Below are 13,872 nucleotides of genomic sequence, written 5' to 3'. Positions count from 1 at the left end.
CGATGTCTGATAATTTACGTTCACTGAGTATCACCCTGGTCGCCGAGCCTAAGCAGGTGAAAAGCTTTACGCTAACCCAGTGGCGTATTGCAGAGCTTACCCTGAGTGATCAGGGGCCCAATGTGCTTAACCTGCAGCTGTCGATGACCGAGCGTGCTGCCTACCGTTTCAACCTGACGTCTGCTACTCCACGACTATTTGTGCGGGCGGGTTTTACTGGGCAAACACCCAAGCCTGATGCGATTACCGCGAGCCAGGACGTGGCGGCCGGCTGGATGGACGGCGAGCAGCAGGTGCTTGAAGCGCCGATGCCTATGGCCATTGAGGTCTGGATTGAGAGCTATCTCGCGCGTCACGGCGAAGCGCCGATGGAAATGCGCAAGAAAAAACGCAAAGGTGCGGGGCGCGCCAAAGAGACCCCCTCCAAGGAGCAGCCACAATGAGCCGCCTAGAGCGCTGGTCGCGACTAAAACGCAACGTTCCCCAGGAGCAAGATGCGCCGCCGGTTGCAAAGTCTGATGATGAACTGGCGGCTAAATCGGATCTTTCACCTGATGCCGCTCAGGAAACGCCAGAGCCGTCATCACCACAGCCGTCACCTTCAGAACAATCGTCTTCAGAACCAGCACCTAAGCCCGGCAGCTTAGACCACACCTTGCCCGACCCTGAAACGCTGGAAGCGGGCAGCGACTTCAGCGCCTTTATGGTGCCAGGAGTAAGCGGAGCCCTGCGACGGCGTGCTTTGAAACGCCTGTGGACCACCGGTAACTATAACGTTCGCGATGGCCTGGATGACTACGATGCCGACTACAATCAGCTGTTAAAGCCCATGGACTCCGAGCTCGCCAGCAAACTGCGCCGCTGGACGCATAAAGTGGAAGAGACGGTTGATAAGTCACTAGACGAGCCCGAGTCCCCAAAAGGGTTAGCAGAGAACGAGCAAACAGAAGAGAATCCGGTCGCGCTTGAGGAAGAGACCTCAATGCCTGGCGCTGAAAGGGAAACAATTGTAAAAAAAGCGCCGCTAGACGACCAGTCTGATTATTTATCTGACTCTAAGACGAAAACATGAGATCGACGCTAAATTTATAAAAGTCAACGTGTTGGGTATGTGAGCGGTCGCCAGCGTTGGTAGCGTTGACGGTAATCAGGTTGGCAAATTGTGGATTTCGCCATAGGCTGAACTTAGCTTTAACGCATTGTTATGCCACAATAGTTAATCAATATGACTCAAAAATATAATAAGAATTATTCCCTGACCGTGAGAGCGCATGAACCAACGAATCCAACTGGCGTCGCTAGACGACCAGCGCAATGCCGAGGCTCGGGAGACGGTACGCCAGCGTATCTCCTGGCCCGCTAACCTAACGCCTGCCAATGTGACCTATCACAGCCGTGGTCATGCGCTGCTACTCGGCTGTGAGCGGGATACCCGACAAGCCGCGCGCATTCTGCAAGGGCGTGGTTTGGCTTCATTGACGCTGGTTTTTACCGCGCCCAACGCCGCAGGCGTTGACGACGGGGTTAATGATAGTGACTTGCTCGCTGCCACCGAGATCCTCACCACTCAGGCGCTAACCCGTGCCCAGGCCGAAAAGCTGCGTATTAGCGGTCATCTAGGCATGTTTAAAACGCTGCTTGATGGCGATGAACCGCTTGATCTTGCCCAGGCGCTGATCGAGCGAGAGGCGTTTGATTTAATCCTGGACTTAAATGCTACTCCTTGCCTACCAGTGGAATTATCACCGCCTGGCTATGTGGTAATGCAGTGGCAGAACGTCGAGCAGCGCAGCGATATCCTCGATGACTTTGTGGGGCTGGTGGGCGAATTCGACAAGCCGCGATATTTTCAGGTCAATAGCGACTTATGTGCCCACTCCACCAGCGGCAATATTGGCTGTACCCGCTGTTTGGATGTGTGCCCGGCGGATGCTATCTCCGGCATCCAGGGGCGGATTGAATCTCACATCGAGATTGATCCTTTCCTCTGCCAAGGCGTGGGCAGTTGCACTAGCGCTTGCCCCACCGGCGCTATCGAATTTCGCCTACCGGAAACGCGCCGCCAACAGGATACGCTCTCCGCTTGGTTGGGCGCCTACCGAGAAGCGGGTGGTCAAGCGCCGGTGCTGCGTTTTATTACCCATGATTCCCAAGACGCTGAACGCGCGGCGGGCGTAGTGCCCGCAGGTCATATCATAGATGCACCGCTTGAGGAGCTGGGAGCCGCGGGTCACGACCAGTGGTTAACTGCCCTGGCCTCAGGGGCCGCCGAAGTGCGTATCCAACTGCACCCCAATATGCCTGCCCGCTTGAGTGCCTTTTTGACCGATCAAGTTGCTCAGGCGCATGCCCTGTTAGACGCCTTAGGTCATGATCGCGCTCGCGTAAAGCTGATCGAGATAGCCGATGATGCGGCCCGGGATGCGCTACCGGCACTCACCCCGTTGACAGAGTCGCCGCTAAGCTTGCCTGAGCCAGAAAAGCGTGCGCGCTTGAACCGTGTGCTAGCGCGGTTGGCTGAATTGGGTAACCCTAGCGGCGAGCGGGTTGCCGTACCGGCAGGCGCTGCCTACGGCGCCATTCAAGTCGATAGCGACGCCTGCACGCTCTGCCACGCCTGTGTCAGCAACTGCCCGACCCCGGCATTAAAGTCAGGCGGCAACACGCCCGCGCTGAGCTTCCTTGAAGCGGACTGTGTGCAGTGCGGCTTGTGTGAGCAGGCTTGCCCGGAAAATGCGATTACCCTGATGCCTGGCTTCCTGGCATCCAATGCCCGCGAAACGCGCCAGATCTGCCACGAAGAAGCGGCCTTTGAGTGCATCAACTGCGGTAAGCCATTTGCCACTGTCAGCACGGTCGCTACTATTAAAAAGAAGCTGGCGAACCACCCCTACTTCGCCGGCGAGGCGATGATCCGCCTGGAAATGTGCGAAGACTGCCGGGTAAAAGATGTCTGGAAAACCATGATTCGCGATCCAGACGCGCAACTGAAGGTATAAGCCGATGACGGATGCACTGCCCACGCTCAAAGAAGCAGATGCGCTACGCGCCGATATCTACCGGTTGTTAGCCACGCTACTCCGCCAACCGCCGGATACTGAGTTACTCAGTTGGTTGGCTGAGCTAGCCATCGAGCAAGATGGCAGCCGCTTGGCGGAGTGCTGGCAGTCGTTGGCAGTAGCCGCCAACGGTGCGAATACTGAGGGACTGCAGCGAGCTCACTTTCGCCACTTGGTAGGTGTGATTCAAGGCGAGGTTGTGCCCTATGCCTCCTGGTACCGCAACGGCGAATTGATGGAAGCGGCGCTGGTGGCGCTGCGCCAAGACCTAAAAGTGCTCGGCTTTGAACGCAGTGAGCATACTCGGGATCCTGAGGATCACCTGGCGGCCCTGTGTGAAGTCATGGCGATGCTGATTGACGTTGAAAGTTCAGAGCAGGGCTATTTCTTTAGCCAACATTTAGCCCCCTGGGCGGCCAGCTGTTTTGCCGACCTTGGGCAGGTAGACACCGCTTTCTATGCAGCGCTGGGGCAGTTGGGTAGCGCTTTTATGGAGAGTGAACAGGCTCGCTTGAGGGTTGATGCGGGCCATACGCCAGTGCGTATTCTTGAGCCTTAACGCAGGCTTCATAAAAGAAACAGCAAAAAAGCAAAAAACAGCATAAAAAGACCCGCACAAAAAAGCATGCAAGAGGAGAAACCCATGCAACCGTCACACAACGCTGAGCGCCGCCGGTTTATGAAAACCGTTGGGTTGGGAACCGCCGCTGCTGGCGCCGCGGCGGCAGTCGGTCATGTCACTCTGGCACAGGCTGACACTGCCCCGGTGAAAAACAAAAAACCAACGGTTAACTACCGTGAGACCGATCACGTCCGTGCTTATTACGCCTCGCTGCGTGACTGACGGCGGAATGCCAGGAGATTTGCCATGCGCTTAACTCGCAAAACAGACACCCCCAAGGCCTCAGGGCTGGGTATTTCCCGTCGCCAGTTCCTCAAACGCAGCGGTGCAGCCACTGGTGGAATGGCCGCCGTTGGCTTTATGGGTGCGCCCATGATGCAGCGCTCAGAAGCAGCCGACAAAACCCCCGTGCTGGATTCGCCGGTCGAGACCAAACGCACTATCTGCTCCCACTGTTCAGTGGGTTGTGGCGTGTATGCCGAAGTTCAAGAGGGCATTTGGACCAAGCAAGAACCCGCTTTTGACCACCCCATCAACCGTGGTGCGCACTGCGCGAAAGGCGCTTCGCTGCGTCAGCACGGCCACTCCACGCGGCGCCTCAAGTACCCGATGAAGTTAGTCGCGGGTGAGTGGGAACGTATGAGCTGGGATGACGCCATTAACGAGATTGGCGACAAACTGCTTGAGCTGCGCGAAGAGCACGGCCCGGACAGCGTTTACTGGCTGGGCTCGGCGAAGTTCAACAACGAGCAGGCGTATTTAATGCGCAAGCTTGCCTCGCTATGGGGCACCAACAATACCGACCACCAGGCGCGTATTTGTCACTCCACCACCGTGGCGGGCGTAGCGAATACCTGGGGTTATGGAGCGATGACCAACTCGCTCAACGATATGCATAACAGCAAGGCGATTCTGTTCATTGGCTCCAACCCCAGTGAAGCGCACCCGGTAGCGATGCAGCATATCCTGATCGCCAAAGAGCGTAACAATTGCGACATCATCGTCGCCGACCCGCGCTTTACCCGTACTGCGGCCAAGGCCAACAAATACGTGCGTCTACGTCCCGGTTCGGACGTCGCCTATATTTGGGGCTTGTTGTGGCACATTTTTGAAAATGGCTGGGAAGACAACGAGTACATCAATCAGCGCGTTTACGGTATGGATGAAGTACGCGCTGAAGTCGCCAACTTCCCGCCCAGCGTTGTAGAAGAAGTCACCGGCGTTCCAGAAGCCGAGATGTACGATGTCGCTAAACGCCTCTCCGACAATCGGCCTGGCTGTGTGGTCTGGTGTATGGGCGGCACCCAGCACACCACCGGCAACAACAATACCCGCGCTTACTGCATTCTTGAGCTGGCGCTGGGGAATATTGGTGTGGCGGGCGGCGGCGCAAACATCCTGCGCGGCCATGATAACGTCCAGGGCGCAACTGACCTTGGCCTTGGCTGCGATTCCTTGCCGGGATACTACGGCTTGGCAGAGGGTGCCTGGCAGCACTGGGCGCAGGTGTGGGATCTCGACTATGAGTGGCTAAAAGGCCGCTATGACGATACCGAATACGCCGACGGCAAGCCCATGTACACCGCCGGTATTACCGTGTCGCGCTGGGTCGATGGCGTGCTCGAAGAGGACGAGAACATCTCCCAGCGTACCGCGCTGAAAGCGATGTTCTACTGGGGCCATGCGGTTAACTCCCAGACCCGCGGCGTCGAAATGCAAAAAGCGATGCAGAAGCTTGAGATGATGGTCATCGTTGACCCTTATCCCACCGTTGCTTCAGTGATGCACGACCGCAGCGACGGCGTGTATCTGCTGCCAGCGGCCACCCAGTTCGAAACCACAGGCAGTGTTACCGCGACTAACCGTTCGATTCAGTGGCGTGACCGCGTGATTGAGCCGCTGTTTGAGTCCAAGCCCGACCACGAAATCATGTACCTGTTCGCTCGTAAGCTGGGCTTCGGTAATGAGCTGGTCAAGAACTACCAGATGAACGGTGACGAGCCGCTGATCGACGACATTCTGCGCGAAATCAACAGCGGTATGTGGACGGTCGGCTACACCGGGCAAAGCCCCGAACGCCTCAAAGAGCACCAGAAAAACTGGCACACGTTCAGCTTCGAGAACCTGCGCGCAGAGGGTGGCCCGGCGGATGGTGACTACTACGGCTTGCCGTGGCCCTGCTGGGGAACGCCTGAGTTTAATCACCCGGGCTCGCCCAATCTTTACGACACCAGCGTGCCAGTGATGGAAGGCGGCATGGGCTTCCGCGCTCGTTTTGGTATCGAGCGGGATGGCGTCAACCTTCTGGCGGAAGGTTCAGCGCCGGTGGGCGGCGATATCGACGACGGCTATCCAGAGTTCAACGACCAACTGCTCAAAGACCTAGGCTGGTGGGACGACCTGACTGCCGAAGAGAAGCAGGCGGCGGAAGGCAAAAACTGGAAAACCGATCTCTCGGGCGGTATCCAGCGTGTCACCATTGAGCATGGCTGTGCGCCCTACGGCAACGCCAAGGCACGCGCCGTGGTCTGGACTTTCCCGGACCAGGTGCCGAAGCACCGTGAGCCGCTCTACACCACGCGGCGCGATTTGGTTGAACGCTTCCCTACTTGGGACGATTTCGACTCCATCATGCGCCTGCCGACCATGTACAAAACCATTCAGGATCGCGACAACACCGGTGAGTATCCGATGATTCTTACCTCTGGGCGACTGGTTGAGTACGAAGGGGGCGGGGAAGAGACGCGCTCTATGTCGTGGCTTGCCGAGCTTCAGCAGGAGATGTTTGTCGAGATCAACCCGGCGGACGCTAACGACCTCAGCATCAAAGATGGCGACGATGTCTGGGTTGAAGGGGCTGAAGGAGGCCGTGTGAAAGTTAAAGCGCTGGTCACGCCGCGCGTTGATCGTAACGTGGCGTTTATGCCGTTCCATTTTGGCGGCATGTTCCAGGGCGAAAGCCTGCGCGACCGTTACCCGGATGGGTCTGATCCATACATCATCGGTGAAGCGGCCAATACCGCCACCACCTATGGCTACGACCCGGTGACACTTATGCAAGAGACCAAGTGCACCATTTGCCGCATTGAGCGCGCTTAAGCCCCGACCGACCTGACAGCACGACGGTGCGGGAGCCATCCCGCACCGTCATGAGGAGAACACCATGGCTCAAATGAAATTTATGTGTGACGCCGAACGCTGCATTGAGTGCAACGGCTGCGTCACCGCCTGTAAAAATGCCAACGATGTCGAGTGGGGCATTCAGCGCCGCCGCGTGGTCACGCTCAATGACGGTGAAGCCAGTGAAATGTCTATCTCAGTGGCCTGCATGCATTGCGATGACGCCCCTTGCATGGCGGTGTGCCCCACCGACTGCTTCTACAAAACCGATGACGGCATCGTGCTGCACGACAAAGACCTCTGCATCGGCTGTGGCTATTGCCTCTACGCCTGCCCGTTTGGCGCCCCGCAGTTTCCCCAGCAGGATGCCTTTGGTGAGCGCGGCAAGATGGACAAATGCACCTTCTGCGCGGGTGGCCCTGCCGAAAGCAAAGAAGAGGAGTACGAGAAGTACGGCTCCAACCGCATTGCCGAAGGTAAGCTGCCGCTGTGTGCTGAGATGTGCTCCACCAAAGCGCTGCTTGCCGGTGATGCGCAAGATGTGGCCGATATCTTCCGTCAGCGCGTGGTTCATCGCGGGCACAAAGATGGCGCCTGGTCTAATAACCCTCAGGCCAGTGCCGACAACCTAGCCTATGATGCTGCCCATAAAGGGTAAGGAGGCGTGTCATGAACCTGTTGACTGCACAGGCACCCGGTGGGGTGCCGCGCTCAGGTAAAGGGCTCGCCCTGGGTATTTGGCGCTTTATGTTGGTGGCGCTTGCTCTGGTGCTAAGCCTCGGTTTCACGCAAGTGGCCGTTGCCCAAGCGGATCCTGATCGCGAGATGACCACTGCAGCCCCCGGCATTACCGCCGACCAGTGGCGCCAGGTACGTAGTGGAGAAACCGGGCCCAATTACCGTGATTCACGCGCTGACAGTAACTACAGCCTGATCAATTCAAGCGGTGAAACCTGGCGGCAGATTCGTAACCGCTGGGTATCGCCGTTTGGTTTGATCGCGGTATTTGGCATGGCGGCGCTGATCGCGCTGTTCTACTTCATTGTTGGGCGTAAAGAGCTTGAGGCGCCGCGCACGGGGCGTCTGCTCTTGCGTTGGACGCTGATGAAACGCGCGTTGCACTGGACGGTAGCAACGCTATTTATCATTCTGGCGCTGACCGGGATGACGCTGCTGTTCGGGAAATTCGTGTTCCGTCCACTGTTTGGCGATGGGATTTGGGCCTGGATGATTGCGGCGACAAAAGTGCTGCATAACTACCTGGGGCCGATCTTTGGCATTCTGCTGGTGATCCTGCTGGTCAGCTTGATCAAAGACAATATTCCCAAAAAGCACGACTGGGTATGGTTCAAGAAAGGCGGCGGTATGATTGGCAAAAAGCATGTGGATGCTGGTTTTGCCAACGGTGGTGAAAAAGCCTGGTACTGGCTGTTAGCGACGGTGGGAATCTTAGTGGTTGCCAGTGGCTTCGTGCTCGACTTCCCCAACTTCGACCAGGGCCGTGACACCATGCAGTGGGCCAATATTATCCACGCAGTTGGCGCATTGGGGCTTACGGCGGTTTCCCTCGGACATATCTATATCGGCACGTTGGGTACCGAAGGCGCGCTAGAAGGTATGACCACGGGCTATGTGGATGAGACCTGGGCCAAAGAGCACCATAATCTTTGGTACGAAGAGGTCAAAGACCAAACGCTATCGGAACAAGAGGTGGCGGCCCGCAAGTCATCTGGCGGCAGCAATGAGCCGTCGGCAACGCGAACCAGTTAATAAGCATTTAATGGTCGCTAAGACACCGCCTTTCGGCGGTGTCTTTTGTTATGCTTCACCTTAAATTATTAAATAACCCAAGCCATGTATGAGAGGAACGGTTATGTCAGCGTTTGATGAGTTAGACCCAACCACGCGCACCGAGCTTGAAGCCGCCGCGTTTCGCCGCTTGCTACAGCATCTGGACGATAACAAAGATGTCCAGAATATCGATCTGATGATCCTGGCGGACTTTTGCCGTAACTGTTTATCTAAATGGCTGGTGAGTGCCGCTGAAGCGCGGGATGAAAACCTCAACTACGAAGAGGCACGTGAGTACGTTTACGGTATGCCTTACAGCGAGTGGAAGGAGCTTTATCAGCCGCCCGCTACGCCTGAGCAAATGGCGGCCTGGGAAGCTCACCACGCCAAAAAGAAAGCAGCCAAACAAGGGTGATGTCGATGAGTGAGCCAATGGTGCCCCTCAACATAGCCGTACTCACGGTCTCGGATACCCGCACGGAAGAGACGGATCGTAGCGGTCAAGCCCTGGTCGAGCGGCTAATCAACGCCGGTCACACTCTCGCTGAAAAGCGCATCGTGCCTGACGATGTCTATCGTATTCGTGCGGTGGTGGCGAACTGGATCTCCGAGGCGGATGTGCAGGTAGTTATCACCACCGGAGGCACTGGCTTCACTGGGCGTGACTCTACCCCTGAAGCCATCTCGGTGCTGCTGGATAAGCGCATCGAAGGCTTTGGCGAACGCTTTCGTCAGCTAAGCGGTGAGGAAATCGGCAGCTCCACTATTCAAAGCCGCTGCCTCGGTGGCCTAGCCAATGCCACGGTCGTGTTCTGCCTGCCCGGCTCAACCGGCGCTTGCCGCACCGGCTGGGATGGCATACTGGCTGAGCAGTTAGATAGTCGCCACAAGCCCTGCAACTTCGCCAACCTGGTCATCCCAGGCCGGGGGCAGCATGGCTGATTTACAGCCAATATCAGCCGCGCTTGAGGCGCTGCTAGCAGACGTCAGCGCACTCGCTGCAGAGAGTATCCCGCTGGAAGCCGCCGGTGGACGTGTGTTGGCCGAGGCCGTCACCGCGGAGCTGGATGTGCCACCCTTCGATAACAGCGCGATGGATGGCTACGCCCTGCACGCTGCCGATGCGGGGCAGTGGCTGCCCGTGAGTCAACGTATTGCTGCAGGTACGCAGGCTGAAGCGCTTGCACCCGGTAGCTGCGCGCGTATTTTTACCGGCGGTGAGATTCCTCCCGGGGCTGACTGCGTGGTGATGCAGGAGCGCGTACAAGTTGACGGTGATCGTGCGCTGATGCCTGAGGGCGTTCCCGCAGGTGATAATGTCCGCCGCCAAGGGCGTGACGTGCGCCAGGGTAGCATCCTGTTAGATGCTGGTGAGCGGCTCGAAGCAGCGGCTCTTGGCCACTTGGCAGGTCAGGGGATTACCCAGGTCAGCGTCCGCCGTCGCCCCCGTGTGGCGCTGCTTTCGACCGGCGATGAGATTATTGATCCGGGCACTCCGCTCAAGCCGGGGCAGCTCTACAACTCAAACCGACCGATGCTTAGGCGCCTGTTAGAGAACTTTGGCGCCGAGGTGGTGAGTACCGTTAGCGTACCGGATGACTACGCCCGCACCGTGGCACTGTTAACGGCCGCTGCTGCTGAAGCAGACTTGGTGGTCACCACCGGCGGCGTCAGCGTCGGCGAAGAGGATCACGTCAAAGCCGCGCTGGAAGCGATTGGCCAGCTCGACATGTGGAAGCTGGCGATTCGACCCGGTAAGCCGTTAGCACTGGGCCGCCTGCCCCGCGATGACGGCAGCCAGGCACGATTTGTTGGCCTGCCGGGCAATCCAGTATCGGGATTTGTCGGCGCCTGGCTGTTTTTACGCCCCTTGCTGGGCGCAATGCTCGGCTGTCCGGCGTTAAAAACGCTGCCGAAGGTGACTGCGAAAGCTGGGTTTGCTACCTCAACGGGGCCACGTGAGCACTATATGCGCGTGACGCTCGAATTCGCGCCCAGCGGCGTAATGGCGACGGCCTTTGCTGATCAGAATTCTGGCGTGCTTTCGTCGTGTATCAACGCCGACGCCTTTGCAGTCATTCCCGCCAATAGCGACATAGCCGAGGGCGATGCCATTAGCTGTTTGTGGTTGACTGGCTAAGAGCAGGGGCCTGAGAAAGCGAAGGACTAAGCTGGCGGGCATCCAGTAGCAGTACTAGCTGCTGCTGGTCGAAGGTTAAGCCGCATAGCGCCGTTGAAAATCGGCGTGAAAGCAGCAGTTTAGGCAGCGGGTAGAGCGTGTTGACAGGGAGTTGCTGCAAGGTAATGTCGCCGCTTACGCCCAGTTGCCAAATGTGTTGGTGGTCACTAGTTGTTTGAGTGTCGCGCAGGGTGAGCCAGCGGCTAGGCGGAGAGTCATGGTCGCCACCTTCGAAGAGCAACGTTTGAGCATTGGCAGTGCGCAGTGTCGTGGGATGATCGGTCATCGCGAGCACATGGCATGCCTCCAGGGCCGCACGGTAAGGCCCTACGCAAAACAGCACCAAGGCAACCTGGGCCTGCTCATGATGGCCGTGATGCAAGGGCACTTTAACCCAGTCCCTGCTGGTAGGCGTCGAACAGTGCCTCTGGGTCAAGCAGTGCAAGCGCTTGGCGCTCATCTATCTGCCACAGTGCACTAACATAAGGGCGCAGCGTGCCGGGAAGTGTTTCGGGGGGAGCCTGCAGCATACTTTGGGCGACCTCGCACACGTCGTCGAGCTGCTCAATACGCACACCGCTAGTAATCCCCGCTGTGCGGACTAACAAAATCATCCCCTTAGATGTGCCTTCCGGTGCAGGTAAACCGAGCAGCTGGTGCAGGCTAATGACGGATTCAATTTTGCCTCGCAGGTGCAGCACGCCTTCGGTAGAGGTGGGCAGCCCTGGTACGTAATAGACGGGCTGGTCGCTGGATAAAATTTCACTCACCGAGCTGCCGGGTAGCGCAAACTGCTGGTTATTGAGTCGAAAGAGCACTAGCTGTTGGGTGGGTTCATCAACATCAACTACCGTTTCAGTATCGCCGTTTAGCGCTAATGCCTCCTCCAAGGTCTGTGTAGCGATTGGTCGTTCATTTGCTTCGCCGTCACGGGAATATTCAGCGCTCATCGGCTAGCTCCGTTGATATCACTATCTGATTGCGCCCTTGGTGTTTAGCGCGATAGAGCGCTTGGTCGGCGCTTAAACGCAGCGACTCGGTAGAGGGGTGCGCGGGGAAGCGGCTGATGCCTGCACTGAAAGTACAGCGAAAGCGAACGTCGCCGGCGTGAAAATCAACCAGCGCAAAATCCTCGCGCAGGCTGTCGATTAATGTTGCGGCTTTCTCTGCACTAATGCCTTTCAGCAGCACAACAAACTCTTCACCGCCGTAGCGGCCGATAATATCAGATAGCCGCAGGCGGCTCTTCAATAGCCTCGCCAAGGTGATAATCACCTGATCGCCCGCTAAGTGGCCGTGGGTATCGTTAACATGTTTAAAGTGATCGATATCGATCATCGCCATGGCGTGCTGGTTATCTTCGCGGTGAGCTTGGGCGAGGGCTTTAGTGATGAGCTCGGTGGTGGTGCTGTGGTTATACAGCCCGGTCATGCTATCGCGGGTCATTAATGAGCGCAGCAGACGCAGGCGTTCGGCACGCAGACGCACGGCAGAAACGAGTTCATCGGGCTGCACGGGTTTGGTAAGAAAGGCTTCAACACCCGCAGACATGGCGGAAATCTGCTTTTGGCTGTCGGTTTCGCTAGAGAGGTAGATAATCGGTAGGCCCAGATATTCCGGCTGCTGACGAATAATCGTCGCCAGCTCTTCACCCGAACACACCGGCATATAGACATCGACCAGCAGTAAATCAGGGCTAAAGCGCTCCATCGCATTAAGCGCATCGGCGGGATGATGCACTTGATGAACACTCATGCCGTCCTCTTCAAGCAGTAAGGCGTGGTAAGCAGCTGCTTCGGGCTCATCATCCACTACGAGCACTTTCAACGGCTCTTCCACCGCCGGAGCAGTGAGCTCATCCACTGCCAACATAAGATCCAGTGGTTTTACCGGCTTGGTAAAGTAACCTCCGCAGCCTGCACGAACGGCACTCAGGCGTGAATTAAAGTCGCTGTGGGCCGACAAAACGATGGCGGGAAGTGGCTGGCCGGTTAGTTTGTTCAAACTGGTCAGAGTTTCAGTCCCTGCCGTCTGGCCCTGAGGGAACTGCACATCCATGATGACCGCATCAGGGCGACGCGTGAGTACGGCGTTAAAGAATGTTTCAGTATCGATAAACTGAACGACTTCATGACCGAAGCAGCGTAGGTGATGAATCAATTGGTCGACCTGCTCGGGCTCGTCATCGCACAGATAGATTAACCGCTGGCGCTTATTGCGCAGGGGTGGTTCAACCTGACTGGTGAGCTCGAAGCTGTTTACGGCCGCCAGCGCTTGCTGTTGACCGTGGTGGGAACGCAGGTGCTGCTGCTCGCGGCCTAGCTGGAGTAGCAGCTGGCTGATAAACGTATCGATATCGTCGCGGGCGGGAGAGGTAGTGAGTGCCTCCTCCGCCTGATCCGCCAGTAGAGCAAGTCGCTCAAATCCCAGGGATCTCCCGGTTCCTTTTAAGCTATGAAAGAAGCGGTGCAGCTCTGGCGCGAGCCGCGCCTGCTCTTCGCTCGTCGTGCGACTCTGCTGCCACAGCTCGGCGGTTTGCGCTAAGCGTGAGGGAAGCTGCTCAATAAAACGCTCACGCAACTGATGTAGCTTATCGTGCAGCGAGGGGGCGGGCTTAGACATCAAACTACCTACGTAAGTGATCGAAAGCGGCGATCCATTCCATCTTTAATCCATTCCATCGCATCGAGCGTGGCTTAGCCGTGGAGTGCTAGAGCCTGCCTCACGGCGACTTCCAGGTTCCAAGCCAGCTCGGCATCTTTACGCAAACAGGCGTTCAGGCCCGGTGTCTGTTGAAGCGCTGCATCCGGCGTGTCCCCGGTGAGTAAAATAAACGGCAGGTTATTACCCTGTTCGCGCAGCATCGCTAATAGGGCTAACCCGCTGACCAGGGGCATATGCATATCGCTAACGATCAGTTGGATATCGCTGTGAGTGTCTAACTGCTCGACGGCTTCCATCGCATCATTGGCCAGCAGAGGCTCATGGCCCTGAGACTCAAGCAGTGCCGCCGTCATTTCCCCAGCAAGCGGATCGTCGTCTACGACCAGGATATGCATTCCATGACCTCATGGTTGTTGTGTCATTCACGGTTGTGTCAG

15 protein-coding genes are annotated in these 13,872 nt (G+C 57.2%); 11 read left to right on the top strand and 4 right to left on the bottom strand.

Features of this window, described 5'->3' with window-relative positions; genetic code table 11:
* The first annotated feature begins 2 nt into the window (after nucleotides 1-2).
* The 11 genes from KF947_RS07905 (at nucleotide 3) to glp (ending at nucleotide 10,732) form a co-directional block, all read left to right on the top strand.
* A complete protein-coding gene (locus KF947_RS07905; protein ID WP_133731369.1) occupies nucleotides 3-443 on the top strand; it encodes a DUF3305 domain-containing protein in 441 nt (146 codons plus the stop codon).
* Entirely contained in the window at nucleotides 440-1,072 is a 633-nt protein-coding gene (locus KF947_RS07900; RefSeq protein WP_227405894.1) for a DUF3306 domain-containing protein, read from the top strand. The genes KF947_RS07905 and KF947_RS07900 overlap by 4 nt, the downstream gene beginning before the upstream one ends.
* A 199-nt stretch (nucleotides 1,073-1,271) precedes the next feature.
* A complete protein-coding gene (locus KF947_RS07895; protein ID WP_227405893.1) occupies nucleotides 1,272-2,999 on the top strand; it encodes a 4Fe-4S dicluster domain-containing protein in 1,728 nt (575 codons plus the stop codon).
* 4 nt (nucleotides 3,000-3,003) lie between these two features.
* Entirely contained in the window at nucleotides 3,004-3,618 is a 615-nt protein-coding gene (locus KF947_RS07890; protein WP_133731366.1) for a molecular chaperone, read from the top strand.
* An 84-nt stretch (nucleotides 3,619-3,702) separates the two neighbouring features.
* Entirely contained in the window at nucleotides 3,703-3,903 is a 201-nt protein-coding gene (locus KF947_RS07885) for a twin-arginine translocation signal domain-containing protein (protein WP_227405892.1), read from the top strand.
* Between the two features lie 24 nt (nucleotides 3,904-3,927).
* The gene (locus tag KF947_RS07880) at nucleotides 3,928-6,780 is read left to right on the top strand and encodes a molybdopterin-dependent oxidoreductase (RefSeq protein ID WP_133731365.1); all 2,853 of its coding nucleotides are present in this window, start codon (nucleotides 3,928-3,930) and stop codon (nucleotides 6,778-6,780) included.
* A gap of 64 nt (nucleotides 6,781-6,844) precedes the next feature.
* Complete coding sequence (gene fdh3B, locus KF947_RS07875) at nucleotides 6,845-7,459, top strand: formate dehydrogenase FDH3 subunit beta (protein ID WP_035580821.1); 615 nt, start codon at nucleotides 6,845-6,847, stop codon at nucleotides 7,457-7,459.
* Nucleotides 7,460-7,470: 11 nt separating this feature from the next.
* Nucleotides 7,471-8,571, top strand: a complete 1,101-nt coding sequence (locus KF947_RS07870) for a formate dehydrogenase subunit gamma (RefSeq protein ID WP_227405891.1) — start codon at nucleotides 7,471-7,473, stop codon at nucleotides 8,569-8,571.
* Between the two features lie 103 nt (nucleotides 8,572-8,674).
* On the top strand, nucleotides 8,675-9,007 hold the full coding sequence (locus KF947_RS07865; protein ID WP_223289106.1) for a DUF1244 domain-containing protein: 333 nt from the start codon (nucleotides 8,675-8,677) through the stop codon (nucleotides 9,005-9,007).
* Between the two features lie 5 nt (nucleotides 9,008-9,012).
* On the top strand, nucleotides 9,013-9,534 hold the full coding sequence (gene moaB / locus KF947_RS07860) for a molybdenum cofactor biosynthesis protein B (RefSeq protein WP_133731362.1): 522 nt from the start codon (nucleotides 9,013-9,015) through the stop codon (nucleotides 9,532-9,534).
* Nucleotides 9,527-10,732 (top strand): gephyrin-like molybdotransferase Glp, encoded by a 1,206-nt coding sequence (glp, locus tag KF947_RS07855; protein WP_227405890.1) that lies wholly within the window; start codon nucleotides 9,527-9,529, stop codon nucleotides 10,730-10,732. The genes moaB and glp overlap by 8 nt, the downstream gene beginning before the upstream one ends.
* Here the strand turns inward: glp and KF947_RS07850 are convergent.
* The 4 genes from KF947_RS07850 to KF947_RS07835 form a co-directional block, all read right to left on the bottom strand.
* The gene (locus KF947_RS07850; RefSeq protein WP_227405889.1) at nucleotides 10,707-11,159 is read right to left on the bottom strand and encodes a hypothetical protein; all 453 of its coding nucleotides are present in this window, start codon (nucleotides 11,157-11,159) and stop codon (nucleotides 10,707-10,709) included. The genes glp and KF947_RS07850 overlap by 26 nt on opposite strands.
* A gap of 1 nt (nucleotide 11,160) precedes the next feature.
* The gene (locus KF947_RS07845) at nucleotides 11,161-11,721 is read right to left on the bottom strand and encodes a chemotaxis protein CheW (protein ID WP_227405888.1); all 561 of its coding nucleotides are present in this window, start codon (nucleotides 11,719-11,721) and stop codon (nucleotides 11,161-11,163) included.
* A complete protein-coding gene (locus tag KF947_RS07840) occupies nucleotides 11,711-13,393 on the bottom strand; it encodes a diguanylate cyclase (protein WP_227405887.1) in 1,683 nt (560 codons plus the stop codon). Before KF947_RS07840 ends, KF947_RS07845 begins: the two co-directional genes overlap by 11 nt.
* Before the next feature lie 74 nt (nucleotides 13,394-13,467).
* Nucleotides 13,468-13,830, bottom strand: a complete 363-nt coding sequence (locus KF947_RS07835; protein ID WP_227405886.1) for a response regulator — start codon at nucleotides 13,828-13,830, stop codon at nucleotides 13,468-13,470.
* Nucleotides 13,831-13,872: the final 42 nt, after the last annotated feature.

The sequence above is a fragment of the Halomonas sp. FeN2 genome (assembly GCF_020595105.1).
GTDB lineage: Bacteria > Pseudomonadota > Gammaproteobacteria > Pseudomonadales > Halomonadaceae > Vreelandella > Vreelandella neptunia.
This window is presented reverse-complemented; position numbering and strand designations above follow the sequence as displayed.